We start from the raw sequence: 26,841 nt of genomic DNA, 5'->3' as shown, positions 1-26,841 counted from the left end.
TCAATACGGAAGCAGTATAGTAAACTCGCTGCCCTCTCCAGGTTCCGACTTGCAAATTAGCTTTCCTCCATGTTGTTCTACCACAATTTGATAACTGATAGACAATCCCAAACCAGTCCCCTTACCTATCGGTTTAGTAGTAAAAAATGGATCGAATATTTTACCCAGCACCTCCGAAGTCATACCCACACCATTATCAACAATGCGAATCGCTACTTGATTGCCTTCCGCGACTTCAGTGCAAATATGAATTGTCGGAGTATGTGTGGAGTCAACTTCACTCCCTCTTTTCCGACAAAAAGCATCAATCGCATTGGTCAGTACATTCATAAATACCTGATTAATTTCTCCCGGATAGCAGTTCAATAAAGGCAAATTGTCGTACTGCTTGATTACTTGAATATCAATTAATTTGCGATCCAAAATCATCAAGGTGCTATCGATACCTTCGTGGATATTAACCCATTTTCTATCTGATTCATCTAGCCGAGAAAAGTTTCGCAGGGACAGCACAATATCGCGAACTCTTGCAGCGCCCAATCTCATTGAATCTATCATTTTAGTGAAATCATTAATCAAAAAATCTAAATCTATTTGCTCTGTTTCATTTACTATTTCTTGCACGGGATTTGGGTAATTTTTTTGGTATAGACGTAGTAGATTTAGTAAGTTTTGAGCGTATTCATTGGTGTAATATAAATTTCCATAAATAAAGTTAATCGGGTTATTAATTTCGTGAGCAATTCCCCCGACAACTTGCCCTAAACTGGACATTTTTTCACTTTGAATTAGCTGCAATTGAGTGTGGCGAAGTTCTTCCAGTGCAGTTTGCAATTTCTCAGTTCTTTGCGCTACTCGCGTTTCCAGAATAGTATAAAAACGGGCATTTTCTAGAGAAATAGCTGCTTGTGCAGACAGGATTCCCAAAATTTCAAGCCTGTCGCTAGTAAAAGCACCTTTTGTTAAATTATTTTCTAAATAAAAAATTCCCGTAAGGTTGCCTTGATGGATAATTGGCAATACCAGGATAGATAGGGGTTGATTGGTGGCAATATAAGGGTCAAATTGAAATTGCTCTGTTCGGGTAGCATCATCTAAAACCAAGGATTTTTGGGTTCTTTCTACATAGTTAATCAAGGAAATTGGGAGAATATCGGATTCGGCAATCGGGAGAGATTGTAACACGGTTACATCATCAAACTGGCCTGTCAGCGCAGCTTCTATGAATAATTGATTACCTGTCTTGGCAAGAAATAATACTTTTTGAGCGCCTGCGTTTTCCTTCACAAGCTGTACGAGTTTCTCTAGCAAGCGGCTGAGAATAATTTCGCTCGAAACAGCTTGAGATGCTTTGACAACAGTTGGTAGATCCAGCACCAAACTATTGTTGATAGTAGTTTTGGTAGTCGTGACAATATTGTTGTATATTGCTTCTTGATGGCGATCGACTAAATAATCATAACGAGATTCTAAGTCTTTAACTTTGGCTGTAGATCCCCAGCGGATGTAAGCATAATAAGCTTTTTTCACATAAGAGCGAGCACTGATATCTTTATCCAAAGATTGATAAAACTCTCCCGCTAATTCATAAGCTAATGCTTCTTCGTGGATGTAACCGTTAGCAGCCGCTCCTTTAATAGCTAAGTCATAATAATCCATTGCTGCCAGTTTATCGCTGATAACTCGCGCTTTCTCAGCTTCAACTAACTCGTACTTGTGCTGATAATTCATGGGTGCATGGTAGACCCACTTTTTCATAATTTGCTGATTAGAGTTAACAATAGCTAGGTATGCTTCTCGATCGTCACTGTCAGGATAGTGAGCGAGGAGGGCCAGCGAATAGTAGAAATTGTGTACCCCAACAGTGATTAAGCCGATCGCCCCATCTGCGTATTCTGCCGCTAATTTACCGCTGGCAACAGCCGCAGCATAATCTTTAAATAAATAAAGCAGCATCAATTTAGCAACATAAGCTGCAAACAGCGACATTCGATTATTTTCTTTCTGCCAACGCGACATCACAGCAGGTTCATCCAACATGGAGCTACCTAACCTTACTTGCTCTGCTGTTTGGCTTCTTAAGCTTGAAGCAATTCCTTGCCAAATTTGAGCATAACCTATGGCAAATTCGTGTTTATTTATTCGCAAAAAATCCATATAAATGGTTTGTTTATCTTTCACATATTCTAGCGGTTCTCCCACCAAAAACAAATTTGTAATATAGTGCTTGCAATTATAAACTGCCCATTCTATATCGCCATTTTCCACACCAATTTTCATTCCTTCTATAAATGAATTAAGTGTATTTTTAGTAGACTCTTTCCAGATTTTTATAGCAGCATTAAACATTACATAAACCTTAGCTTTTTGTTGGCTAGCATTAAATTGTTCTAGCAGCTTTAAAGCGATTAGTCCAGCGTAGTAGCCAGCTTCGATGTCGCCTTCTGTCCCGCACAGGATCGTTCCATAAAGAGTATAGGGAAAAGCGGCTAATGCTGAATGACCGCGATCGATACAAAGATTGACCATAGTCAAGACGAGGGAGGACACAATTTCTGGTTTGGCAATATAAGCAGGAGGATAGAGGGCTGTCATGATTTCCATAGCTGCCAGTTGATAAGGATCTGTCATAACTGGCAGGTTTTCTAATTCCTCAATTCGCGGCAATTTTGGCACTGCAATGGTTTCGTTATCTAATAGGTTTACTCCCAGCATTTCCAGCACTTCTAGACCTGTTTCAACAGCTTTTAGCATCTGGCTTTGAGCCTGATAAAATAGGATTTTTAGCTGATACACTTTCACTATGTCAAGCTGGTTTTTAGCCGATCGCAAAACCAATTCTGCCAAAACTTCTGCTTGCTCGAAGTTGGTGTTTAAATATTCCGCTTCCAGCGTCTCTACATACAGCCGCAGCGTCATGCTATAGTTGCGATCCCAGCTATCAGGTGCTAATAACGACATTCCCGCATTCAAATACTTAACAGCGGGTTCGTAAGCATTAGCTGCTTTTGCCTTATGTCCAGCGATTAAATTTAATCCTGCTAACTCATCTTTTTCTGATTGCCGAGTGAGACAATCAATTCCTACATTCAACTGGTTGATAATATCAAAAATTTTCTCTTCTACTTTATCGGCGGGCGTATTTTCAAGCAGCAATTTACCGATGCTAAGATGAGTGGCTTTCTTTTCATCATCAGGAATCAGCGAATATGCAGCTTGCTGGACGCGATCGTGCAAAAAATTATAGCTGATTCGCGAACAATCGAAAGTTAAATTAGATCCTGCTTCTCCATCTAAAAATAAAGGAATGAGGTAACTCTCATTCAATGGAAGTATTAACCCCGCTTGCAAAGCATCCCAGAGTTCAGCCGCCGTGACTGATGGAGATTTTGCGTTGACAGTAGAGAGAACATCTAAAGTGAATTTATCCCCAACACAAGCCGCCAATTTCAAAACTTGTTGTGTAGTCTCTGGCAATTGTTGAATCCGACTGGCTACCAGTTCAACTACACTCTTATCTGTGATGCCAATAGCGTGAATCTCCTCAAGGTTCCACTGCCACTCCCCTCTTCTTCCGGGAGACAGCAGCCGGGTAAAGTCAAATCTCAAAAGTTTTTCTTGATAAAGAGTGTTGAGCAATTGCGTTAAGAAAAAAGGATTTCCACCAGTCTTATTCCAAATTAACTCCGCTAAAGGTTGAATTCTTTCTGAGTCATTCAATGTCTCAGAAATTAACTCAGTCACCTGGGTTAAAGAAAGAGGTTCCAGCACTAAATTCTTGAGAATAATTCCCGTTTCTTGAAGGTACTCTACTGTTTGCATTAAAGGATGTGTAGAGCTAACTTCATGGTCTCGATAGGCTCCAATTAATAGTAAATATTTGCTATCGGGGTCAGTCGCCAGCAATTCCATTAATTTCAAGGTCGCTGAATCTGACCACTGCAAGTCATCGATAAATATGACTAATGGATGCTCTTTTTGCGCGAATACGTGGATAAATTCTTTGAATAGCCTGTTAAAGCGGTTTTGTGCTTCAGTTGGGGCAAGTTCCGCAACGGCAGGCTGTTTGCCAATTACCAATTCTAGTTCGGGAATTACGTCAATAATTACTTGCCCGGAATCACCGAGTGCGGCTAAAAGTTTATCTTGCCAATCTTGTAATTTTTTGTTATTTTCCGCCAGTAACTGTTGGATCAAAGATTGAAAAGCTTGAATTAAAGATGCGTAAGGTATATTCCGCTTGAATTGGTCAAATTTACCTGAAATAAAATACCCCCGCTGTCTGGTTATGGGTTTTTGGATTTCGCTGACTACGGCCGATTTGCCTATACCTGCATAACCAGAAACTAAGATCATTTCAATTTGGGAATGGGAAGAAATTTCTTTGGAGGGATTAGCTACACGTTCAAATGCAGCCAATAGTTCCCTGACTTGTGTTTCCCGACCGTACAATTTTTGAGGAATCAACAACTGACTCAATATATCTAAGTTTCCCGGCGTAAAATCTACTATTTGACCTGTAGTTTCTAACTGATTTAAACAATTTTCTAAATCTGCCAACAATCCGCCTGCGCTTTGATATCTATCTTCGGCATTTTTTGCCATCAATTTCATCACAATTTGTGAAATAGCTGGTGGAATATCTGAATTAATTTTATGCGGTAAAATAGCTTGAGAAGCTATGTGACTGTAAACTATTTCTAAGGGATCGTTACTCGTAAATGGCAATTGACCTGTCAGCATTTCATACAAGGTAATTCCGAGGGAATAAAAATCGGTGCGATAGTCGAGGGTGCGGTTCATTCTCCCGGTTTGTTCGGGAGACATATAAGCAAAAGTGCCGACTATCGAGTTAATATTAATTTGGGGATTTTCTTTGGACAATCGCGAAGCAATCCCGAAATCTGTCAGTTTAATAATTCCTGTGTGGCTGTTGATGATGATATTGCTAGGCTTAATATCTTTATGAATAATTTTTTGAAGGTGCAGATATTCTAAGGCTTTTATGAGTTGGATACCAAACCTCAAACAGGTGATGACTTCGAGCTTTTGTCTGGACATGAGGCGATCGAGAGATTCGCCATCAAAGTCTTCTAAAAGCAAGCCGAGACGGTTGTCAAAGGTTTCTAGGCTAATGACTTTAACTATGCCTGGATGGTCTAAATGTTGGCGAATGCGATACTCGTGCTTGAGCCGGGTAATTGCATCGAGGGTGGGATATTCAGCTTTCAGGATTTTGAGTACGGTTGTATCCTGGTGGGTGGGGATTTTTCCTCGATAAATAATCGTTTCGATACCTTCGTGGAGAGTGGAGTGGATTTGATATTGCGAAAGAAATTGCATCAAGTTCTCCTCTGAGTTGGAAATATATCTGATTCGAGTCGCTGTTCGCTGTTGGCTGTTGGCTGTTGGCTGAGGGCACGACCACCGTCAATCGTCAAAAGTCTTGACAGCCCAACAGTTATATGCTTAGCTTAGTTAAATGGTCTACTTAAAGTAAAAAATTTTTTTATTTAGTGGAATATAATATTTGTATATAAAAATTATAGTATCTATGGAACAAACCCATTTTGCTACTATTATTCTCAATTAATAGTCGCTGGTGGCGGACGGCAACCACACCCCTACTATTCGGCTCTCCACACTGTCCCTACCTCTTTAGCAAGATACATTGTTAGAGAAGGAAATACACAAAAATTTACATCTATAATTTGTGTAGTGTTCCAAATCGCTCCTCACCAGCAGCGATACAGCCCTCGCCAAGACAGTAGGATAGAAAAATATGTTTGAACGCTTTACAGAACAAGCCATTAAAGCAATCATGCTAGCCCAAGAGGAAGCGCGACGCCTCGGTCACAATTTTGTAGGCACCGAGCAAATCCTCCTCGGACTCGTCGGCGAAGGCACTGGCATCGCTGCAAAAGTATTATTGGATATGGGCCTCAACTTGAAAGAGGCGCGCAATGAAATCGAAAATATCATCGGTAGAGGTTCCGGGTTCCTCCCGCCGGAAATTCCTTTTACACCTCGCGTCAAGCGCATTTTTGAGACGGCGCTGAACGAAGCGCGGCAGTTAGGCCACAATTACATCGGCACCGAGCACATCCTGCTGGGGCTGATTCAGGACGATGAAGGGGTGGCGGCGAAGGTGCTGCAAAACTTGGGAATCGATCGCCAGAGAGTCCGCACGCAGGTAATTCGTGCCGTGGGAGAAGTCGCGGCGGTACCCGGAGGTAGGGGGGATAGCGGCGATCGCAAAATCCCGACTTTAGAAGAATTCGGCACAAACCTGACCAAGTTAGCCGCGACCGGCAAACTCGACCCCGTAGTGGGTCGCGAAAATGAAATAGAGCGCGTGATCCAAGTGCTCGGCCGCCGCACGAAGAACAATCCAGTGTTAGTAGGCGAACCGGGAGTCGGCAAAACAGCCCTCGCCGAAGGCTTAGCCCAGCGGATTGTTAATAGAAACGTCCCGGAAATTTTAGAAGACAAACAAGTAATCAGCCTCGATATGGGTTCGCTGATTGCTGGTACAAAATTCCGAGGCGAATTTGAGGAACGGCTGGCGAAAATCATGGCCGAAATTCGCGCTGCCGGCAACATCATTCTGGTCATCGATGAAATTCACACCTTAGTCGGTGCAGGGGCAATTCAAGGCAGCATGGACGCCTCTAATATGCTCAAACCCGCCCTTGCTAGAGGCGAATTGCAGTGTGTCGGCGCTACTACCTTGGACGAATACCGCAAGCACATCGAGCGCGACGCTGCCTTAGAACGCCGCTTCCAGCCGATCAAAGTCGGCGAACCGAGCGTTGCTGAAACAATAGAAATATTGTACGGGTTGCGATCGGCTTACGAACAGCATCACAGACTGACAATTTCCGACGCAGCTTTAGAAGCAGCGGCTACACTGTCAGATCGGTACATTAACGATCGGTTTTTGCCAGACAAGGCGATCGACTTAATTGACGAAGCAGGTTCCCGCGTCCGCGTGATGAATTCGCAAACCCCGCCCGAAGTTAAAGAACTCAAAAAGCAACTGCCCGCAGTAACAAAAGAAAAAGATGCAGCAGTACGCGAGCAAGACTTCGACAAAGCTGGAAAATTGCGCGATCGCGAATTAGAAATTGAAGCCGAAATCGCCGAAGCTACGATCAACAAAAGCCAAGTCAAAACCTCTCCCACCGTCACAGAAGAAGACATCGCCAACATCGTCGCTAATTGGACGGGAGTACCGGTCAGCAAGCTGACAGAATCCGAATCCGAATTGCTGCTGCACATGGAAGACACGCTGCACCAGCGCTTGATCGGTCAAGAAGAAGCTGTCACCGCAGTTTCTCGGGCCATCCGCCGCGCGCGGGTAGGCTTGAAAAATCCGAATCGCCCGATCGCCAGTTTCATCTTTTCCGGTCCGACAGGCGTCGGCAAAACGGAACTTACAAAAGCCCTCGCAACTTATTTCTTCGGTTCCGAAGAAGCCATGATTCGGTTGGATATGTCCGAATTCATGGAACGTCACACCGTCTCCAAACTCATCGGTTCGCCTCCGGGTTACGTCGGCTACGATGAAGGCGGCCAACTCACAGAAGCAGTCCGCCGCCGTCCTTACACCATCGTGCTGTTCGATGAAATCGAAAAAGCTCACCCCGATGTCTTCAACATGATGCTGCAAATCTTGGAAGACGGCCGCTTGACTGATGCTAAAGGTCGGACAGTTGACTTTAAGAACACACTGCTGATTATGACCTCAAACATCGGTTCGCGAGTGATTGAAAAAGGCGGCGGCGGTCTGGGTTTTGAGTTTAATGACAACTTTGCAGATGTTAAATACAACCGCGTTCGCAATTTGGTCAACGAGGAACTCAAACAGTTTTTCCGTCCAGAATTTCTCAACCGCTTGGATGACATTATTGTCTTCCGCCAGTTGAATAAGGAAGAAGTCAAGCAAATTGGCGACATCATGTTGCGGGAAGTTTTCAGTCGCTTAACTGAACAGGGAATTACTTTGTCGGTAACGGAACGGTTCAAGGAACTGTTAGTTAAAGAAGGCTACAATCCCAGCTACGGTGCTCGACCTTTGCGGCGTGCAATCATGCAGTTGTTGGAAGACGTACTGGCTGAGGAAATGCTGTCTGGGAAGCTGACGGGAGGCCAAAGCGCGATCGTGGATGTGGATGAAAACGGTCAGGTTAAGGTAGTGCCCGATGGTTCATCTGAGCCGAAATTACCTGAATTCGCTTTGAGTCATTAATCTCACAGACACCCGGATAAATACTGTGGATTAAAAACCCGGTTTCTTGAAGAAACCGGGTTTTTAATTAAAAAAAATACCAATTTAAAAAAATGCAATTCTAGACCCGCGCTCCCAACCATAATATAGCAATCCTAAATGATTTGTGAAAAACTATCCTGCTAGGTAAAAAGCTGGGGAAACTGAAAGATTTGGAGATGAGTGACTAATACCATTTTCAACTTGAGATTTGAGATTTTAGATGGGACTGACTGACAAGCGAATTTCAAAGGTGGTACCCGCCACGCGATTTATCCGTGGAATCAATCGAAAGCATCTCAAATCGAAAATCCTCAAGAAAGAGCATTTATCTCGCGCAAGTCAATCGAAAATCTCAAATCGAAAATCTAAAATCGGGGGATTCCCCCTACAAAACGCTCTATGTTCGGGGCGATTCCCATAGCGGGACAGCTACGCCGCGCGTGGGGGGATTGGCACTACGTGCGTAAATCCTACAGTCTTGGATGCACTCGACCAAAAAATCCGGTTTCTCGTTGTCACCTGCGAGCGTATATGACTAAATTACGTAAAGAAACCGGGTTTTTGCGTCCAGGACTGTCCTATTTAATGCAGATAGTGCTCCGGCTCGGTATCTATTTGTAAAGTTTTTTATAGTTCCGATAGAACTGCTTTTGTTTGATGGATAATGTGAGTTTATTTATTTTTGGTCAGGAGAGATCGCTTTACCAAAGTATTTACTTTTCTTTACAAAAATCCGACCAAAAAACGGCGCAGGAGGCAAAAATTCCCTTGCAGACTTTAAATGCGCCGCGCGATCGACTAGAGTAAAAAAAATGGCTTTATCCGTTTATTCATCGCAAAGGAAACAAAGCTCATGGTTCAACGCGGTTCTACAGTTCGGATTCTCCGCAAAGAATCCTACTGGTATCAAGAAGTGGGCACCGTTGCTACGGTAGACCAAAGCGGCATTAAATACCCAGTTATCGTTCGCTTTAACACCGTAAATTATGCCGGCGTCAACACCAACAACTTCGCCCAAAGCGAATTAGTGGAAGTATCCGCCCCCAAAGCGAAAGCAAAATCAACCGCAGCTACAGGCGGCAAGCAAACCACGGTAGAGGAAAAAACCCGGAAAACCGGCAGCGGAGGAGCCCCCCAGCAGCCGAAAACTGCCACGGACAGCAAACCCGGTGCCGAAACTCCCGGCAGCGTCGAAGGTGCGCCAAATCAAGGAACAGAACAGCGCTAATTGTGCCAGAACTGCCAGAAGTTGAAACTATTTGCCGGGGTTTGAATCAAGCAACCCTCGATCGAGAAATGCTGGGCGGCGACGTGTTGTTAAACAGCACGATCGCCCGCTCAATCTCTGCGACCGATTTTTTGACAAAAGTCAAAGGAAAGTCAATCGTCCGCTGGTACAGACGCGGCAAATATCTACTGGCAGAACTATCTCAATTCCCAGAAGGAGAAAGAGAGAAAGGGAAAGGGGCAGAATTTAGGGAGGGAACTCCAAGGTCTTCCCTTCTTCCTTCTTCCTTACTCCTTCCTTCAAAAGCCGGCTGGTTGGGCGTTCACCTGCGGATGACCGGGCAACTGCTGTGGGTGAACAGATCCGAACCCCTGCAAAAACACGCGCGAGTCCGGCTGTTTTTTGAAGGAAACAAAGAACTGCGGTTTGTAGACCAGCGCACCTTCGGGCAAATGTGGTACGTGCCACCAGAAACCGAGGTTTCCAGCACTGTCACCGGTCTGAAACTCTTAGGCCCCGAACCGTTTTCAGACGAATTTACAACAGAATATTTGGCCCGCAAGCTGCACCGGCGGGCGCGACCCATAAAAACAGCTTTGCTAGACCAGGCACTGATAGCGGGTTTGGGCAATATTTACGCAGACGAAACTTTGTTTTTGTCGGGAGTGATGCCCACAACTCTGTGCGCGGATTTGACCGCAGAGCAAATTGGGCGCATCCATACAGCTATTATTCAAGTTTTACAGAAGGCGATCGCATCCGGCGGCACCACTTTTAGCAATTTTCTCAACGTCCAAGGTGTCAACGGCAACTACGGCGGCGTCGCTTGGGTGTACAATCGCGCCGGTCAACCCTGTCGCACTTGCTCCGCAACCATCGAACGTATAAAATTAGCAGGGCGATCGACTCATTTTTGCCCCGCCTGTCAGCAATAAGCAGAAGGAAGAAGGAAGAAGGAAGAGGGAAGAGGGAAGAAGGAAGAAGGAAGAACTGATATCTTGTACCCTTGTTAATAAGGTTTTCAGGGGCGGGCGGGGCACCCTGCTCACAAGAATGTTGAACTATTGTGGAACAGGTCGGAAATCCTGTTAAGCGAGAAGGGTGCCAGATGTCAGAAGCAAGAAGAAGTCCTTTCCAGCCAAATCTAGATTAAAATTTGTATAGTTTTTTAAACTAAACAAAGCAAGTTATGGCAATCAAGAAAGGCAGCATAGTTCGCGCTGTACGCGAAAAATTGGAAAACAGTCTAGAAGCAAAAGCCAGCGACCAGCGCTTTTCCTCGTATATTTTTGAAACAAAGGGCGAAGTGATGGATGTTCGCGGCGACTATGCCTTCGTCAAATTTGGCAAAGTTCCCACCCCGAATATTTGGCTGCGGGTAGACCAACTCGAAGATTTTAAGTAACTCACCACAACTAAACATCACTGTTCTTAATGTAGCGAAGGGTGCACAACGCGCACCTTTCCTCAATTAAGCTGATTGCTCAAATCTAAAATCTAAAATCTAAAATCTAAAATCTAAAATCTAAAATCTAAAATCCAATGAATTCTCCATCAACCCGCGTCTCAATTATTGGTGCAGGCAAAGTCGGCAGTACGTTAGCCCAGCGAATTGCCGAGAAAAATCTGGCAGATGTAGTATTGCTAGATATTGTGGAGGGTTGGCCGCAGGGGGTTGCTTTGGATTTGATGGAAGCAAGGGGAGTGGAACGCCACGATCGCCAAATTGTCGGTACAAATGATTATACAGATACGGCAAACTCAAATATCATAGTAATTGCCGCCGGATTGCCGCGCAAACCCGGTATCAATCGGGAAGATTTAATTAAAATTAATGCTCGAATTGTCACCGAAGCCTCAAAACAGGCGATCGAGCATTCTCCACAAGCAATCTTAATCTCAGTCACAAATCCCCTAGATATCATGACTTATTTAGCATGGGAAGCTGCTGATTTGCCAAAACACCGAGTCATGGGTATGGGAGGAATTGTCGATTCCGCCCGCTTTCAAACTTTTATTGCCATGGAATTGGGCGTTTCAATTGCTGAAGTCAATGCAACAGTCATCGGTTCTCACGGCGATTTGATGGTTCCTTTGCCCCGCTATTCCACTGTCAACGGTATTCCCATCTCTCAATTTATGGATGCTGGGACGATCGATCGACTCGTACAGCGGACTCGCCACGGCGGCGCAGAAATAGTCGGATTGATGAAGACTGGCAGTGCTTTTTTTGCACCGGCATCTTCTGCCTGCTTGATGGTAGAATCAATTTTACTCAATCAGTCGCGACTCTTGCCTTGCTCAGTTTATTTGCACGGCGAATACGGCGTGCAAGATATATTTTTGGGACTTCCCTGCCGCTTGGGATATCAGGGAGTCGAACAGGTAGTAGAACTCGAACTCAGCGATACCGAAAGAGCAGCGTTTATTGAATCGGGTAAATTGATTGCCCACAATATTGAGGAAGCTAAGGCGATACTGAAAAGTGCTTTTTAAGCTGGTAGCAGTTCGCCATCGCAGCAGCCGATCGCTCGCCGCTTCAATATAATAATTTATACTGAGTATGACACGAGTATGACTGTGCGATCGCTCTCTTGAAAGTACCCTTCTCCGACCTCAATCCCGCTTTGATAAATATCATTAATAATGCTTGTTATGGTGTATTTAAAAAACATAAAAATTTGCAGAAAGGAACCGAGAAGTCAACAGTCAATTTTACTATCAAAAACTAGGTAAAAATGCAAAAATTGGCAAAAGCAGTTGAACTTGGTTTCCCCGAAAACGGCATGATAATTTCTCTATAAATTAAATCAAAAATCTTCCCTGCTTGTTTTACTACTAAACAAAAGCAGAAGCAGTCGGTTTTGGCTTATCTCTCACTCGCGATATTATTGCCCAACAACACGGTGGCACTTTAAAGGTAGAAAGCAAAAGGCGAGTTGATACGGAATTTATCATTACTTTGCCCAAACTTTAATCCTCGCGATCGCCATTTCTATTTCTCAAGCTGAAAATACCTTGACTTTAATCAAAAATGTGATACCGTAAACCTTGGTATTATCTAAAAATTTCTACACTTCTCAAAAAATGTAAAAATCGGGCAAAAAGTGTTCGTCAAGCGAGGCTATTCCGAACGCGGGTGCGTTCCCAAAGTGTAGGGAATCGCCATGGAGTTGAGCTAATTTAACCCTAACCTGCAACTACCTCAACTTTTTAACCTAAAATTAACCTTTGCTTCAGTGGATTTTAATAATTTTGAACAATCAAATCGATAGCATAAAACAATTAAAATGCAACCAAAAATATCTCAAAGATCGGATTGCCCGAAAGGGTGTATTAAAAGGAACTTAGGACTGATAAATCGAGAATTAGCGACAACTATAGAAAAGGCGATCGCCTCTAGTTTAAAAAAAATTAATAGAGGGATTGCAACAGCAGCTTCAAGCGCAAAACCAAGGAAACATTCGATAGAGTTTGGGGTAATAATAAAAAGGTGATCGTTGCAACCAAAGGGGAACGAAAAAAATGTCAAAATTAGTCATAATGCTCCCGCCATCCCGTCATGAAACGCGGTTTCTGATTTCCACTTTTGCAGATTCCCTGGCTTAATTACGTTAAGAAACCCAGTTTATGTGTAATTTTTGTTAACATAATTATCAATAATTGATAATTATGAAGTAGCAAATTACGCCAGTTATTTCAGTAAATATACGGAAGTTAACAGGCTCGATCGACCTCCCAATTTAGAAAAAATACGGAAATGCAGCTTGAGTAGCTGCTAAGTGCTAGCAGAAGGAGGAGAATTTGTCCTTTGCCCTTTTGATTTACCCGGCTCAACTTGTCGATCGCGATTGAGATGCCATCAACCTCAATACCAAACCGCAATATCACTAAAGAAAGAGCATTATGTTTCATAAATACCTGTATCAAGAAGTAACAAACCTGCGCGAGAAACTAGCTCACCTAGAAAGAGAAACGCAATCTCAAACCTGGTTTAGAAAGCTGCAAGCGCTGATGGGAGTTATTGGCAAAATTCGCGAATCCCTAGACTTAGAAACAATATTTAAAATCACAGCCACCGAAGTTCGGCAACTCCTAAATGCCGATCGAGTCGCCATCTACCGCTTTCTTCCCGAATCCGAATGGAACGAGGGCGAAGTAGTCTCCGAAGAGGTACTTCCCCTATACACCCCATCTTTGGGAATCAGAGTTCCCGACTACTGCTTCGGTCAACAATTTGCAGCCAACTATGCCAAAGGATACGTTCAAGCTGTCAGCGACATCTACAAAACCCAGTTGAACTCGTACCACCTCAAAATCCTCAAGCAATTTCAAGTCCGAGCAAACTTAGTCGTACCCCTACTGCAAGGGCAACATTTGTGGGGATTGCTGTGCATTCACCAGTGCAGCCGTCCCCGCAATTGGCAAGAAGACGAAATCGAATTTGCCAGACAAGTAGGCGACCATTTAGCAGTTGCCATCTACCAAGCCGAACTGCACTTGCAAACCCAGAGGCAATTAGCAGAAATCCAAGCCGCGCAGCAGAAACTCCGCGACAGCGAGAAAAAATATCACCAAATTCTAGATTCGATCGCCGATATGGTATTAGTCAAAGGCCCTGAATCAAAAATCGTCTGGGCGAATAAAGCATTTCGCGATTATTACGGCATGACTCAAGAGGAACTTCAAGAAATCGCAGACGCACCTTTGAGCAATCCCGACCATACTCTCGAGTACATCAAAGATGACGCCTTCGTATTTGAAACCGGACAGACTCTGCAAATTTCCGAAGAACCGGCGACGCGGTACGACGGAGAAGTGCGGCTGTTGAGCACAGTCAAAACACCGATCCGCAGCGAAGACGATCGAATCGTCATGACTGTCGGCGTCTCCCGCGACATGACGGAACGCAAACAAGCAGAAGAAGCCCTCAAAGCCAGCGAAACCAAATACCGCCGCCTGGTAGAAACCTCCCAAGACATGATTTGGTCTGTCGATGCTTCAGGACGCTACACCTTCGTCAACGCAGCAGTTAAGTATATCTACGGTTACGAACCAGAAGAAATGATCGGTCGGCCGTTCTCTGACTTTGTGACACCAGAACAAAGCCAAAAAGATTTAAAAGTTTTCGCCCGCCTGCTTGCCGGAGAATCAGTTATCCAGCACGAGAGCACTCAAATCGCTAAAGACGGGAGCCTCAAACACCTGATGTTCAATGCCATCGCCCTCTTCGACGAAACAGGAAACGCTCTCGGCACCACAGGCACTGCTACCGACATTACCGATCGCAAGCGCGCAGAAGCCGCATTGGAACACGCCAACGCAGAACTAGAGCGCAGAGTAGAAGCACGCACGGCGGAACTGCGAGAGACTTTTGCCGCACTCAGTGTCAGCGAAACCAAGTTTCGGACGATCGCAGCCACCATCCCCGGAGCTCTGTTCCAATTTTGCAGCAGCGAGGGAGTGTGGAGAGTTGAGTACATGAGCGATCGCATCTTCGATATTACCGGCGTCACAGCAACAGAAATGATGCAAGACATAAATACATTCATTTCTCGCATCCACCCCGAAGACTTGGAAGCCCACCTCGCTTCCGTCAACGAAGCCGTAGAAAATCTCTCTCCCTGGCACTACGAAGGGCGAATAGTCAAGCCCGACGGCGAGATTCGCTGGTGGCAGGGCGAATCAATGCCCACCCGCAACGAGAACGGCGACATAGTATTTTGCGGCGTTTTGCTCGACATCACAGATCGCAAAGTTGCCGAAACCGCCATCCGCAACAGCCAGCGGCAGCTACAAGAAGCCCAGGCACTCGCCCACGTCGGCAATTGGGAACTCGACGCAGCCACCGAAACCATCACTTGGTCAGAGGAACTCTTCCGCATCTTCGGACTCGAACCGGCCGCCTTTGCCCCCAAGCTAGCCGAACAGGTCGCTCTGATCCATCCCGAAGATTTGGAATTGTGGCGGACTCAAATACAGCGGGGACTCGAAACGGGCATCCCCTTTGATTTTGACCTCCGCCTTTGCCGTCCAGACGGCACGCTGCGGCATCTCAACGTTTTGGGTCGCGCTGAAACCGATGCTAGTGGCAAAGTGCTAAAATTGTTCGGCACGGCGATCGACATTACCGATCGCAAAGTCGCCGAAGCCGCCCTGCGGCAAGCAGCAGCCGAGTTAGAAGACAGAGTGAGCCATCGCACCGCCGAACTCTCCGAAGTTGTTGCCCAGTTAGAAAGAGAAATCGCCGATCGAAAAGAAGCCGAAGCAGCGCTACAAGTTTCCGAACAAAACCTGCGAACCATATTTAACAATGTCTACGATGCTATCTTCATTCACGATTTAGAAGGCAACATTCTCGATGTCAATAATCGAATGTTAGAAATGTACGGAGTGAGCCAGGAACAAGCAACAAAATTATCAATTAAAAACGACTATTCAACCTGCGATAATCCCATTCACAACCTGGAAGAACTTTGGGAAAGAGTATTAGCCGGCGAAACAAATCGCGTCGAATGGAAAGCGAGGCGTCCCAATGACGGTTCAACTTTTGATGCAGAAGTTGCCCTCTCCAGAATTCATCTCAACGGCAATTTCAGCATCATTGCCAACGTCCGAGATATTAGCGATCGCAAACAGACAGAAGCAGAACTGCAGCAGGCTCAACATTTTATGGAATCTGTGCTCAAAACCATACCCGTAGGAGTGCTTGCCAAGGATGCCCAAGAACTGCGGTTTGTACTGTGGAACCCGGCAGCCGAAGATTTGCTCGGTTTCAGTGCAGCAGAAGTTATCGGCAAAAATGATTACGACTGTTTCCCAAAAGAACAAGCTGATTTTTTCACAGCCAAAGACCGGGAAGTGCTCAACAGCGGGCAAATTGTAGACATCGCCGAAGAAGAGATTGAAACGGGTCACGGAGAATCCCGAATATTTCACACCAAGAAAATAGCAATACTCGATGCTGATGGCAAACCGCAATATCTATTAGCTGTCACCGAAGATATTACCGATCGCAAGCTAGCAGAAATTGCCTTGAGGCGATCGGAAGCCCGACTCAGACAGCAGGCAGATCGAGAAAAATTGCTCAATATTCTCACCGCTCAAATCCGCAATTCCCTCGACTTCGACAGCATTGTTACAGTCGCAGTTGAGCAAATTCGCGCTTTCATGCAGATCGATCGTTGCAGCTTTAGCTGGTATCGCTGCGACGGAGACGCACCTTACTGGGAGACAATCAAAGAATCTCGCCTCCCCGAACTTCCCGATTTAACAGGTCGCTATCCAGCTTCCGACTTCGGTTCTCTTGGAGAAGAGATCTTGCAGATGGAAATGCTGCTGGTAGATGATGTCGAAACAGTACCAGATCCTCTTTGGAAACAAACCATTCGATCGCTCGGCTACCAATCTATATTAATCATCCCCATGCAGGCACTTTCCGGGGTAATGAGTGCAGTTAGCTGTTGCTCTTGCAGTTCTGTTCGTTGTTGGAGCGACAGCGAAGTAGAATTGTTGCAAGCGATTACAGTTCAATTGGCGATCGCCCTCAACCAAGCCGATCTTTACGCCCAAACGCGCAATAAAGCTCTCGAATTAGAACAAACCTTGCAGCAATTAACCAGCACTCAATCGCAGTTAATTCAAAATGAAAAAATGTCATCTCTCGGTCAACTCGTGGCAGGAGTCGCCCACGAAATTAACAATCCAGTTAACTTTATTTACGGCAATCTCAGCCACGCTAACGACTATGCTCAAGAGTTGCTGCACCTGATCGAACTTTACCAAAATCACTATCCCAATCCAGTCCCGGAAATTCAAGAGGAAGTAGACAATATTGAACTCGACTTTTTGATGAAAGACTTGCCGAAATTGCTTTCTTCAATGAAAGTCGGTGCAGACCGAATTCAGCAAATCGTTGCTTCTCTCCGTACATTTTCCCGCATGGACGAAGCGGAAAAGAAAGCAGTCAACATCCACGACGGCATAGATAGCACCCTGATGATTTTGCAGCACCGGCTCAAAGCCAAACAAAATCATCCAGAAATTGAGGTGATTAAAGAATACGGCAATTTGCCGTTAGTAGAATGTTATGCCGGACAGCTAAATCAAGTATTTATGAATATCTTGAGCAATGCTTTAGATGCTTTGGAAGAGAGAGACGCGCGACTTTCTGCCGACCAACTGCGGAAAAATCGCAGCCTGATTCGTATCTGCACTGAAATGCCAAAACCCGATCGGGTGCTGGTTCGGATTGCTGACAACGGCCCGGGAATGACACAGACTGTCTGCAATCGACTTTTTGACCCATTTTTTACCACTAAACCTGTGGGAAAAGGCACTGGGATGGGCTTGTCAATTAGTTATCAAATTGTGACAGACAGACACAACGGCTCGCTGAAATGCACTTCTTCGCCGGGACACGGTGCAGAATTTGCGATCGAGATTCCACTCAAAGCAAATGGGTAATGACTAATTGGTAATTGGTAATTGGGACAGGTCGCATCCCCCTAGCTAGCATCCCCCGGCGCCAAGCGGGACGGGATTGCTGGTACTTCACCGGACTTGAGATTACCGAGATTTATCAGAATTTCAGTGATACCCAAACTGTCTAAAGGTTGAGAAAACCAATATCCCTGAGCTAATTCGCAGTCGAGTTCTCGAAGCTGTGCTAACTGTTCGGCGGTCTCAACACCTTCGGCGATCGCATTCAACCCCAAATTGTGAGCCAAAGTTACGATCGCCCGCACAATCTGCAAAGGCTGACCCCCGCCTTCACCGTTTTCGACAGCCCCCAAGCGGCTCACAAAAGATCGATCGATCTTCAGCGTATCCAGCGGAAATCGGTGCAAGTAGCTCAAAGACGAATAGCCAGTACCGAAATCGTCGATCGACAACCGAATATTTCTACCTTTTAATTGGGCTAGCACAATATTGGCTTTCTTCACATTTTCCACGATCGCGCTTTCAGTGATCTCCAACTTTAAACAACTCGGCTCGCAGCCAGTTTCTGCCAAAATTTCATCTATCTGTTCGATCAAATTCTGTTGACCGAGCTGTTTTGCCGAAAGATTGACGCTCATTGTTAATTCGGAAGGATCGATAATTGGTAATTGGAACTTGGGAAGCGGTAACGAGCTATCCGTAATTTGTAACTTGTAATTTGTCATCAAAAATTGGGAATTAGAGTCAGTTAAAAAGTCTCTGCCTTCCTCCTTCTTACTTCTTGCTCCTTCCAGGTTCCTGATATCAGTTAAACTCCCTGCACTGCTGGTTGCCGAACTTCCTGCTTCCTGCTTCCTGATATCAGTTAAATCCCGTACACTGCTGGTTGCCGAACTTCCTTTAACATCCGTTAACAATTCTTGCCAAAAGCGCAATTGCCGGCAAGCTTGCCGCAGCACCCAGGCTCCCAGAGGCACGATCAAACCTGTTTCTTCAGCTACAGGAATAAAAGTAGACGGCGGCACTAGACCCCGAACCGGATGCTGCCAGCGCACCAAAGCCTCGAAACCCTCGATCGCACCGCTGGCGATCGAAACAATCGGTTGATAGTGCACCATAAAGTGCGAACCTTCATCTTTGCTCTTCCCTAATTCCTCCTTGCCACAAATAGCCAACCGCAAGTCAGTTTCTAACTGCAACAGGGACATAGTTTGGTCGTGCATCGCCAAATTAAACACCTCGTGACGGGCCTTGCCCAAAGCTTTAGCGCGGTACATAGCAATGTCAGCATCGCGTAGGAATTCTTCCGGGTGACTGTACAGATTTGATTTACGGCTGTCGGCTGCCGGGACTTCGCCTCGACTGAACACAATCCCAATGCTAGCGGTAGTAAATACTTCGTGTCCTTCGATATGAAACGGCTTCGTCAGTTCTTTTTGTATCTTGTTAGCTGCTAGGGTGGCGTCGCTAAGGCTCTGAATGTGGTCTAGCAGGATGGTGAATTCGTCTCCCCCCAGCCGGGCCACGGTATCGGAAGCCCGCACGCAGCTTAGCAGTCGGTGCGCGAGGGCGACTAGCAGTTTGTCTCCTAAAACGTGTCCTAAAGAATCGTTAACTACTTTGAAGCGGTCTAAATCTAGGAAAAGTAAACCAAATTTATAATTAGGGGACTGTTTGGATCGGCGGATGGCTTGCCCTAACCTGTCGATGAACAAAACCCGGTTGGGCAAACCCGTCAGCGCGTCGTGAAAAGCGCCGTGCAGCAGTTGCCGTTCTACTCGCTTGCGCTCGGTGACATCTCTGATAATAATCTGGGCGGCGACCGAGCCTTGATAAGTAGCGGGGATGCCGGCGACTTCAACGTCTATTATTTGTCCGTCGAGCCGCATCAGTTTTTGTTCGGCAAGCTCGAGCGGCATATTTTCTTCCTCTACTTGCCGGATGCGCTCTTTGGCTATTTCCACATAGTTTTGATGCACAAAATTCAAGACAGGAAAGCCGATTATCTCTGCCGGAGAGCTAGCGCCGAGAAGTTTAGCACCAGCAGCATTGATATATGCGATTTTCCCTTGACTGTGAACGGCGATCGCTTCGGGAGACAGCTCTACCAAACGGCGGTAGCGTTCTTCACTTTCTTGAAGAGATACTATCAACTCAGAGCGCTCTTGTTCGGCTTGCTGGCGTTCTACTTCCCTTTGGTGATCTGCGAGAAATCTACCTATGCTTTGAGCCATCAATTCTATTATTTCTATTGCCTGAGATTCAAAGTCTTTTTGCCTTGCCTCTGGAGCAGAAAAACTCAAGGTTCCGTAGATTTTATTGTCAATAAATATCGGTGTTCCAATGTAAGATTTTATCGACCATTTTTTATAGGCTGGATGTTCGCCGTTATCTAAAGTTCCTTCTATGTGAGAACAAGCAATTGTTTTCTTTAATTTAATCACTGAGCCGCAGTAAGTCTCGCTAAGATTTAATTCTAATCCTCGTGTAAAATCTTCTAAATCTGTTCTTACGGAGCGAATAATCAGACATTCTTCTTCAAGTTGAGCGATGAGACCAATAGAAAGTCCAAAAATTAAACAGCCAGCTTTTAGATAATCGTCAACCAGTTCTTCAAAATTTTGATAGTGATAAGTTGTAATCCGGTGCAGGTGTTTGAGATTGGCACTAAAATTTGCTAAAGCTTGAGACTTTAAAAATAATTCTTCTTCCGCTCGCTGGCGGTCGGTAATGTCGGTTTGAACGCCAATAAAGTGAGTTAAATGTCGGCGTGAGTTGTAAACAGGAGCAATAGAAAGTTGGTTCCAAAAAGGAGAGCGGTCTTTCCGAAAATTCCGCAATATAACTTGAGCTTCTCGACCTTCTTCAATAGCATTTCGCAGCTTTTTTACACTGGCAGAGTTCGTGCCGATGCCCTGTAAAAATCGGCAATTTTTACCGATTAATTCATCTCTTTTGTAACCCGTGATCCGCTCAAAACTGGGATTGACATAAATAATCGGATTGTCGGCAAGCGTCGCATCGGTAATTACAATGCCGTTGCTGCTGCTTTCGATCGCCCTTTCCATCGTTTGCAAGCGTTCCGAAGCTCCGATCCGCTCGATCGCCGCAGCTAACAGGTTGGCGATCGCCTCCATAAAATAAACGTCATCTTGGTTAAAAACTCGCTCGCCCTTGGTGTGAACCCCCAAAACCCCCCAAACAGGAGATTGAGCAGTGTTCGTCGATTCTGCTAGTCCCCAGTTCTTTTTCCCCTGTTCCTTATTGCCAGGAATGATGACGGTGACACCACTGACGGCGAGGTGATTGTGCAGCAGCGGCAACTCGCTAAACCGCGTTTCCACCCGCAAATCTTTGACGATCACCGGTTCGTTAACTAACAATGTATAACCTGCTTGAGAGCGGGCCGAAGCGGTGACAGTGGCGCTACCTACCAGGCCAGGCCCCCAGCCGACACCCGCTCGCAACTCCAAAGCATGGCCTGATGGCAACAGTTCCAACAACTGACAAAAATCGGCATCCAAGGTTTGAGCAATTAAAACTGCTGCTTTGTCCATCAGTGCCGACAAATCTGTTTCAGAGATCGCCTCATGCCCCAAGTAAGCGACGGCTGCTTGCTGACGGGCCCGCAAGTGGATTGACCCGAGCAATTCCTGCTCTAGCGCTGCGACTCTCTTGCGCTCGGTAATGTCGCAGAACACCGACAAAACAACTGTTTCCGAGTGCAATGTTAGATACCGCATTGATACAGTTGCCCAAAACAGCGTGCCGTCAGTTGTTTTGAGGCGGACTTCGGCTTCGCGGACGTGTCCTTCAACAGCGAGTATGTCGAGCAATTCCTGGCGATCTGCGGGATTGCTGTAGAGTGTTTCGGCTTTTTGGCGCTCGAGGGACTCGGATGGTGTCAGTCCGAAGGCAATACCGCATAAATCGTTATAATAAAGAATCGTGCCATCAGCCAAACTGCTGATTACCAGCGGCACCGGCATTGCGTCGGCGATCGTCAAAAATATTTCTTTAGTTTGTTGCAGCGCTTCCTGCATTCCTGTCTTAAAGCCACAGCCATGACAGTCTTGCGGGATAAAATTGTCAAATTTGTGATTGATCCATTGCGATAATCTATTTTGCACAGAATCGGACTCCTGTAACTCCGCTGCGGAGAACTATGAATTGGTCGGTGATCGCTGGTGATTGCAGATGCAGAGGACGATCGACACTTAAATCCCTGCACAAGATCAATCTTAACTAGAAGAATGCCACAGAGCGACCCTAAACTGGGAGGCTGGAGCTTGACAGGCGTCGATGTCCGAGCACATCTATCTTTGGTATGGAAATCTACTGTTTCTTAAGTTGCGTTAAGTTTTGATTAGAGCTGCTTACTGTCCCAGATGTCGGCGCAAGCGCCTAATCTGAAAGGTAAACTAATCTGCAAACAATTACCGAACGCTATCCGAGGAGAGAGGACAAATGCTTGAGTCTTACCGCCGAAAGGCTGCTGAAAGAGCGGCATTGGGAATTCCACCACTGCCATTAGATGCTCAGCAAACGTCTGAACTTTGCGAACTGCTGAAAAATCCGCCACCGGGAGAAGAGGAAACCTTAGTAGAATTATTGCGCGATCGCGTGCCGCCCGGAGTAGACAGCGCCGCCTACGTCAAAGCAGGTTTTTTAACCGGTGTTGCCAAAGGCGAAATCCACACTCCCCTAATTACCCCGAAATGGGCAGTTTACCTGCTGGGGACAATGATGGGAGGCTACAACGTCCAATCTCTAATCGATTTGCTCAATCCTACTGCCGAAATCGCCATTCCCGCCACCGCCGCCCGGGCGCTGAGCAAAACCCTGTTAGTATTCGACGCTTTCCACGACGTTCTAGCGTTGTCTGATACCAATCCCTATGCCAAACAGGTAGTAGATTCTTGGGCCGATGCGGAATGGTTTACCGGTCGTCCTGTGTTGCCAGAAGCGATTACCGTTACTGTGTTCAAAGTTCCCGGAGAAACCAATACCGACGACTTGTCGCCCGCACCGCATGCTACCACGCGGCCGGACATTCCGCTGCACGCTTTGGCGATGCTGGAAAGTAAGATGCCTGGGGCTTTGCAAACCATTGCAGAATTGAAGCAAAAAGGCCATCCCGTCGCCTATGTCGGTGATGTTGTCGGTACCGGTTCGTCGCGGAAATCCGCGATTAATTCCGTGCTGTGGCACATTGGCAATGATATTCCGTTTGTGCCGAACAAGCGCAGCGGCGGTTATATTTTAGGAAGTGCGATCGCCCCGATTTTCTTCAATACCGCTGAAGATTCCGGCGCATTGCCGATCGAATGCGATGTCTCCCAAATGGAAACCGGCGCAGTAATTACCATCCATCCCTACAAAGGCGAAATTACCAACGAAGCCGGAGAAATCATCACCACCTTCACTCTCAAACCCGACACAATTATAGACGAAGTTCGCGCCGGCGGCAGAATTCCGCTATTAATTGGACGCACTTTAACCGACAAAACCCGCGCAGCTTTAGGACTAGAACCCAGCACTATTTTTACCCGTCCTACAATCCCAGTAGATACGGGCAAAGGCTTCACTTTAGCACAAAAAATGGTAGGCAAAGCTTGCGGTTTGTCCGGCGTTCGTCCCGGTACATCTTGCGAACCAGCCATGACAACAGTCGGATCGCAAGATACCACCGGGCCGATGACTCGGGACGAATTGAAAGAACTTGCTTGTTTGGGATTTAGCGCCGATTTGGTAATTCAAAGTTTCTGCCACACCGCCGCTTATCCGAAACCAGTTGATGTCAAAACTCACCATGAATTGCCCGATTTCATGTCACAGCGGGGCGGCATAGCTTTGCGTCCGGGAGACGGCATTATTCACTCTTGGCTCAACAGAATGTTATTGCCGGATACAGTGGGAACCGGCGGCGATTCTCACACTCGTTTTCCTTTGGGAATTTCCTTTCCTGCTGGTTCGGGATTGGTGGCATTTGCTGCTGCCTTGGGCGTCATGCCTTTGGATATGCCGGAATCGGTATTAGTGCGGTTTAAAGGCGAATTGCAGCCCGGAGTAACGCTGCGGGATGTGGTGAATGCAATTCCCTATGTGGCGATTCAAAAAGGTTTGCTAACCGTCGAGAAACAGAACAAGAAAAATATCTTTTCTGGGCGGATTATGGAGATTGAAGGTTTGCCCGATTTGAAGGTCGAGCAGGCTTTTGAATTGACCGATGCGACGGCCGAGCGTTCTTGCGCCGGATGCACGATTAAATTGAGCGTAGAGACTGTTTCCGAGTACATTCGTTCCAATGTCGCGCTGCTGAAAAACATGGTGGCGCGGGGCTATCAAGATGCGCGGACGATGATGCGCCGGGTGGCGAAGATGGAGGAATGGCTGGCTAATCCGGTGCTGCTAGAAGCTGATACTGATGCAGAGTACGTTGAAATCATCGAAATCGATTTGAACGAGATTAAAGAGCCGATTGTGGCTGCTCCCAACGACCCGGATAATGTTAAGTTGTTGAGTGAGGTTGCGGGCGATCGGGTAGACGAAGTATTCGTCGGTTCTTGCATGACAAATATCGGTCACTACCGCGCCACTGCGAAGGTGTTGGAAGGTGCTGGGGAAGTGAAAACCCGCCTGTGGATTTGTCCGCCGACTCGGATGGACGAACAGCAACTCAAAGAAGAAGGTTACTACAGCATTTTTGGAGCCGCTGGAGCTCGTACAGAAATGCCCGGTTGCAGTCTTTGCATGGGCAATCAAGCGCGCGTTAAAGATGCGACAACGGTATTTTCAACTTCTACTCGCAACTTTAACAACCGCATGGGCAAAGATGCACAAGTTTATCTCGGTTCGGCGGAATTGGCGGCAGTTTGTTCGCTCTTAGGTCGAATTCCCACAGTCCAAGAATACAATGACATTGTATCGAAGAGAATCGATCCTTTTGCTGGTGATTTGTATCGGTATTTGAATTTCGATCGAATTGCTGGTTTTGAAGATGAAGGGCGAGTGATTGCTTTGGAAGATATGCCTCGAATTGAGGATATTTTGGGAATTCCCGATGGTGTGTTGAGCAAGTAAAAAGTGCGGCGGGCGATCGGCTGTATTCATCTGCGTCCATCAGCGTATATCTGCCGACATCTGCGGTTAAAACTCAAAGAAACCGGGTTTTTTACAGTTGCTATCGGCTGTAACGCCTCTTCTGGGCAAAAAAAACCCGGTTTCTCACCGCTCGTGCGTCCAAGACTATGCTTTATAGTCATTTCAAATAGGAATAAGACTATTTAAAAATGAGGTAAAATAAATAAAAATAGTGAAGCAGCTAGGCAAATGTCTTACAGTATTGATTTGAGAAAAAGAGGTATCGGCTCAATCAGTAGGGGTAGCAGAAGAAAAAAAGTAAGCACAGTGCACAAAGTGTCGTAAAATAGGACACATGACGCAAAAGATTATTTCACCAAACAAGTCATCCTCCAATATACTCCAAACCATTGACCCAAAAGGAATTGCAGACGAATCCATGCGTCAGGCAGTAGAGCTCTTACTGAACCACTAGCGAGCAATTACAATTAACAGTCAGAGACTTGGAGTCAGAGAATCAACGGTTAAAAGATGAAAACAACCGATTGAAGGGAGAACAAGGAAAACCAGACATCAAAGCCAAGTCCAAAGGATTCAAAAGTCAGCACTCATAGCGAAAAAGAGCGAAAAACGCCAAAAAAAGCACAGCAAAGGCAGTAAGAACGCTACGATTAAAATAGATCGACAAGAAATACTAGAATATCCCCAAGACCAACTGCCGGCCGATGCAGAATTTAAAGGATACGAACAAGTAATTAGGGCTTGCTGAAAAAGTAAGAAAACAGCATTTAGAAAGATGAATGAACTCGCGAGTCCCTTGATAATATAAGCTTTGTTTACGATATTTTGTCCCAAGCATAATCTTTATTAATCATCACAGGTGGAAAACAGGAAAAAAAGTGTATATTCTGAAATAGACATAAAAAAAGCCAAAAAGCCTGCCGTAGCAGGGCCGAAAGATTCATCACCAGAAAAGTTATGGCGATGGTGGTTTGAGAAGTATTAGAAAGTTTAGCCATCACTCTACCGAGGCTGAATCTTCTTTTACGCAACTCCCAAATTTGCCCTCAATCGAGTTACGAATTCTCTCGTCTTCTAAAGCTTGTTTCTTCGTTGACTTACTAATATTTGTCGAAGGTCTTCCTAAAGGGTGACCACTCATTCTAATTCCTCTTTCTTTGCACCAAGCTCGATTCTCGCGAGTTCGATAAATTCGATCTACATGAATTGATTCGGGATAGAAGCCTGTGAACCATTTAAATTTTTATACTTGGGTTTTTAAGTCTACAGATTCGTTAAAATTATCCCAACTAATCCGGTCTAGAAATACATAGCCGTTACGACAACTCGCTGACAGCTTTGCCCCAAATTCGACGGATTTCCCGGCTTTTCCTCTAACGAGCGGGCGGATGTGTGGTTGTGTTAAACTTACCCCAACAGTCCTCAATACTATGTGTTTTATTTTCATACATCCATAACTGTTGACGGTAGACTTCTGTGACTACTAATAGCATTTTATAATAATATTTACTCAGCCACGTTAGTTCACCCATAGCCGCGATATGAGCTAAATTTATTTTAATATATTGAAGTTGTTTCTTAATCGCTTTTCTTCGTTTTTTTTGTGATGGTCTTCGTTTCTTTGCTACTGTCAAGTATTCTTTTCTGGCTAGGTTTCGATAAGTTCTTGGTTTTTTTTTAGTGGTGACTGAATTTGAGTGTGCAAAGCATCTATAATTCAATGGCACTGAAAAAGTGAGCAAAAAAAAATCTGTAAGGCAAGATATACATAGATAATTGCCTTACAAACCAAAAT

General features: G+C 45.6%; 10 protein-coding genes and 2 pseudogenes. 8 read left to right on the top strand and 4 right to left on the bottom strand.

Features of this window, described 5'->3' with window-relative positions:
• Positions 1–5,343, bottom strand: a complete 5,343-nt coding sequence (locus tag QUA80_RS14640) for an AAA family ATPase (protein ID WP_333425599.1) — start codon at positions 5,341–5,343, stop codon at positions 1–3.
• A 439-nt stretch (positions 5,344–5,782) separates the two neighbouring features.
• On the opposite strand from QUA80_RS14640, the gene QUA80_RS14635 reads away from it, so the two are divergent.
• The 6 genes and pseudogenes from QUA80_RS14635 to QUA80_RS33800 all read left to right on the top strand — a co-directional run.
• Positions 5,783–8,251, top strand: coding sequence for an ATP-dependent Clp protease ATP-binding subunit (locus tag QUA80_RS14635; protein WP_333425597.1), 2,469 nt, complete (start codon positions 5,783–5,785; stop codon positions 8,249–8,251).
• A gap of 874 nt (positions 8,252–9,125) precedes the next feature.
• Positions 9,126–9,500: a photosystem I reaction center subunit IV gene (locus tag QUA80_RS14630; protein WP_333425595.1), complete on the top strand. Its 375-nt coding sequence runs from the start codon at positions 9,126–9,128 to the stop codon at positions 9,498–9,500.
• A gap of 2 nt (positions 9,501–9,502) precedes the next feature.
• Positions 9,503–10,435: a DNA-formamidopyrimidine glycosylase gene (locus QUA80_RS14625; RefSeq protein WP_333425593.1), complete on the top strand. Its 933-nt coding sequence runs from the start codon at positions 9,503–9,505 to the stop codon at positions 10,433–10,435.
• Positions 10,436–10,689: 254 nt separating this feature from the next.
• A complete protein-coding gene (locus QUA80_RS14620) occupies positions 10,690–10,905 on the top strand; it encodes an NAD(P)H-quinone oxidoreductase subunit O (protein WP_015178120.1) in 216 nt (71 codons plus the stop codon).
• A 137-nt stretch (positions 10,906–11,042) separates the two neighbouring features.
• Positions 11,043–11,996: a malate dehydrogenase gene (mdh, locus tag QUA80_RS14615; RefSeq protein ID WP_333425591.1), complete on the top strand. Its 954-nt coding sequence runs from the start codon at positions 11,043–11,045 to the stop codon at positions 11,994–11,996.
• A gap of 361 nt (positions 11,997–12,357) precedes the next feature.
• Positions 12,358–12,477, top strand: a pseudogene (locus tag QUA80_RS33800) (ATP-binding protein); the annotation flags it as partial.
• Positions 12,478–13,217: 740 nt separating this feature from the next.
• Here QUA80_RS33800 and QUA80_RS14610 read toward each other — a convergent pair.
• A complete protein-coding gene (locus QUA80_RS14610) occupies positions 13,218–13,415 on the bottom strand; it encodes a hypothetical protein (protein WP_333425589.1) in 198 nt (65 codons plus the stop codon).
• On the opposite strand from QUA80_RS14610, the gene QUA80_RS14605 reads away from it, so the two are divergent.
• Entirely contained in the window at positions 13,407–17,966 is a 4,560-nt protein-coding gene (locus QUA80_RS14605; protein ID WP_333425587.1) for a PAS domain S-box protein, read from the top strand. The two genes, QUA80_RS14610 and QUA80_RS14605, sit on opposite strands and share 9 nt — an antisense overlap.
• A gap of 41 nt (positions 17,967–18,007) precedes the next feature.
• Here the strand turns inward: QUA80_RS14605 and QUA80_RS14600 are convergent, their stop codons facing one another.
• Positions 18,008–21,985, bottom strand: a complete 3,978-nt coding sequence (locus tag QUA80_RS14600; protein WP_333425694.1) for an EAL domain-containing protein — start codon at positions 21,983–21,985, stop codon at positions 18,008–18,010.
• 424 nt (positions 21,986–22,409) lie between these two features.
• Here QUA80_RS14600 and acnB point away from each other — a divergent pair, with 424 nt between their 5' ends.
• Positions 22,410–25,025, top strand: a complete 2,616-nt coding sequence (gene acnB, locus QUA80_RS14595) for a bifunctional aconitate hydratase 2/2-methylisocitrate dehydratase (RefSeq protein ID WP_333425584.1) — start codon at positions 22,410–22,412, stop codon at positions 25,023–25,025.
• Positions 25,026–25,861: 836 nt separating this feature from the next.
• Here acnB and QUA80_RS14590 read toward each other — a convergent pair.
• Positions 25,862–26,734 (bottom strand): annotated as a pseudogene (locus QUA80_RS14590) (transposase); the annotation flags it as partial.
• Positions 26,735–26,841 lie beyond the last annotated feature (107 nt).

This window comes from Microcoleus sp. F4-D5 (genome assembly GCF_036704885.1).
Classification (GTDB): Bacteria; Cyanobacteriota; Cyanobacteriia; order Cyanobacteriales; family Microcoleaceae; genus Microcoleus.
This window is presented reverse-complemented; position numbering and strand designations above follow the sequence as displayed.

What these genes read in the sequence shown, in the direction of transcription:
- QUA80_RS14635 (WP_333425597.1), top strand. Translation starts at nt 5,783, where the DNA reads ATGTTTGAACGCTTTACAGAACAAGCCATTAAAGCAATCATGCTAGCC.
- QUA80_RS14605 (WP_333425587.1), top strand. Translation starts at nt 13,407, where the DNA reads ATGTTTCATAAATACCTGTATCAAGAAGTAACAAACCTGCGCGAGAAA.
- acnB (WP_333425584.1), top strand. Translation starts at nt 22,410, where the DNA reads ATGCTTGAGTCTTACCGCCGAAAGGCTGCTGAAAGAGCGGCATTGGGA.
- QUA80_RS14610 (WP_333425589.1), bottom strand. Translation starts at nt 13,415, where the DNA reads ATGAAACATAATGCTCTTTCTTTAGTGATATTGCGGTTTGGTATTGAG.
- QUA80_RS14620 (WP_015178120.1), top strand. Translation starts at nt 10,690, where the DNA reads ATGGCAATCAAGAAAGGCAGCATAGTTCGCGCTGTACGCGAAAAATTG.
- mdh (WP_333425591.1), top strand. Translation starts at nt 11,043, where the DNA reads ATGAATTCTCCATCAACCCGCGTCTCAATTATTGGTGCAGGCAAAGTC.
- QUA80_RS14640 (WP_333425599.1), bottom strand. Translation starts at nt 5,343, where the DNA reads ATGCAATTTCTTTCGCAATATCAAATCCACTCCACTCTCCACGAAGGT.
- QUA80_RS14630 (WP_333425595.1), top strand. Translation starts at nt 9,126, where the DNA reads ATGGTTCAACGCGGTTCTACAGTTCGGATTCTCCGCAAAGAATCCTAC.
- QUA80_RS14600 (WP_333425694.1), bottom strand. Translation starts at nt 21,985, where the DNA reads ATGCAGGAAGCGCTGCAACAAACTAAAGAAATATTTTTGACGATCGCC.